We start from the raw sequence: 1,941 nt of genomic DNA, 5'->3' as shown, positions 1-1,941 counted from the left end.
CGTCTGGCAGACCGGCGCAACCAGCGAGCATCACGTGCAACGGCGCGTTCACACCTACCGTCATTACATCGACATTGATCGGTTGCGGCAACGGATCGTCGAGTTGAATGCTGAACACAAAATGGATGCCGAGATCGCGGCAATACTCAATCAGGAAGGCTTCGTCGCGGCCCGAGGCTGCGCCTTCAAAGGCGAGAACGTCTGGGCACTGCGTACCCGCTGGGGCATTCCAACCGTCAAAATCAACGGCGTGGACAAGAATCCGATGCGCTGGCCCGACGGTAGCTTCTCGATTCAGGGCGCGGCGGCTGAGCTTGGAGTAACCCCGCAAACAATCTTCGATTATCTTGCGCGCGGATTGCTGGCAGGTCGTCAGTTAGCCAAGGGCCAACCATGGCAGATCGAGCTCTCAGACGAACAAATCAGTCAGCTTCGCAATCGGGTACGACGCACCAAGCGGTCGAAGAAGGAGGCATCATGAAGTCATCGGCTCGCCGATCAGCGCGTGCCATTGATCGACGGGGAGTTGGCTGGTGACGATGGTGGAGCGGCGGCCGTAGCGGTCCTCGAGGATCTCCAGGAGGTCGTGGCGGGCCGCGGCGTCGAGCGGCTCGAGGCCCCAGTCGTCGAGGATGAGCAGATCGACACGGCCGAGTGCGCGCAGCAGACGCGGGTGGCGGCCGTCGCCGCGCGCCAAGGCCAGATCACTGAACAGTCGCGGGACACGCTGATAGAGCACGGAGCGATTGTCGCGGCAGGCTTTGTTGCCGAGCGCCGAGGCGAGCCAGCTCTTGCCGACGCCGGACGGGCCACAGATCAAAAGATTGGCGTGGTCGTCGATCCATTGGCCTTCGACCAGCATCGTCAAGAGGCTGCGGTCGAGGCCGCGCGGGGTGCGATAGTCGATGTCCTCGACGCAGGCCTGCTGGCGCAGCTTGGCGTATTGCAGCCGCTTCGACAGTCGCTTGTCGCGTCGCAGCGACGCTTCACGTTCGAGCAGCAGCGCTAGCCATTCGGCGTGGCCGAGGCTGGCGGCCTCGCCGCCGGCTTCGATGTCGGCGAAAGCCTTGGCCATGCCATGAAGGCCGAGCGCGTGGAGCTGATCGAGGGTCGGATGGGTGAGCAAGGCGTGATCTCCTAGTTGTAGTAGCGCGGCCCGCGGATGTTGGGATGAAGGATCGGCGCGTCGTCCGCGGAGCGCTTGGGTGAAGGACGCCGATCAAGATTGTTGGCGAGGATCGATTTGACCGAACCGTAAGTGCGCGCGCCGATATCGATCGTCCGCATGGCGGCGGCATCGAGCCGCTGTTGGCCGTAGGATCGGGCGAGCCGGATGATGCCGAGGCAAGCGCGGAAGCCCTGTTCCGGATGCGAACGCTCATCGAGGATCAGATCGCACAGCGCCGCGGTGGCCGGTCCGATCATGGCGGCATCCTTGCGGATGCGCTCGATGGTCCAGCCGGCGTAGCGCCGATGACTGGACGCCATGTGCTCCGGCACGGTCGTATGCTTGTGGTTGCCGCTCATGCGCTGATGCGCGGCGATCCGCTCCCCCTTGTGGAAAATCTCGACGGTGCGCGCGGTGACGCGCACCTCGACTTCGGCGCGGACGAAGCGATGCGGGACGCTGTAGTAATGCGCCTCGACCTCGACGTGATAGTCGATGCTGACCCGGCAGATCCGCCACTCGGCAAACACGTAAGGGCTTTCCGGCAAGGCCTTCAGTGCCGGCCGGTCGATCTCCTCCAATAGCTTGCGGCGGGTCACGCCGAGCCGCCGGATCGGTCGCTCCTCGTTGAGCCGGGTCATTAACTCGGCGATCGCCGCGTTGACCTCGGCGAGGCTGTGGAAGGTCCGGTGGCGCAGCCGTCCAAGCAGCCAGCGCTCGACCATGAGGACCGCCTGCTCGACCTTGGCCTTGTCGCGTGGCCGCCGTGGCCT

The 1,941-nt window shown here is 64.4% G+C and carries 1 protein-coding gene and 2 pseudogenes; 1 reads left to right on the top strand and 2 read right to left on the bottom strand.

Translation table 11 applies throughout. The features are described from left to right. Positions 1-481: pseudogene (locus ACFFWD_RS37460) on the top strand (recombinase family protein); the annotation flags it as partial. Positions 482-487: 6 nt separating this feature from the next. Here ACFFWD_RS37460 and istB read toward each other — a convergent pair. Together istB and ACFFWD_RS37450 are read right to left on the bottom strand one after the other, a co-directional pair. After that, positions 488-1,126: pseudogene (gene istB, locus ACFFWD_RS37455) on the bottom strand (IS21-like element helper ATPase IstB); the annotation flags it as partial. Positions 1,127-1,137: 11 nt separating this feature from the next. Further along, positions 1,138-1,941: Mu transposase domain-containing protein (locus tag ACFFWD_RS37450; protein ID WP_446680539.1), on the bottom strand; the 804-nt coding region annotated here is incomplete at its 5' end.

Source organism: Bradyrhizobium erythrophlei (assembly GCF_042430365.1).
GTDB classification, from domain to species: domain Bacteria; phylum Pseudomonadota; class Alphaproteobacteria; order Rhizobiales; family Xanthobacteraceae; genus Bradyrhizobium; species Bradyrhizobium erythrophlei.
The sequence above is the reverse complement of the archived record's forward strand: the minus strand, read 5'-3'. Positions and strand labels throughout refer to the sequence as shown.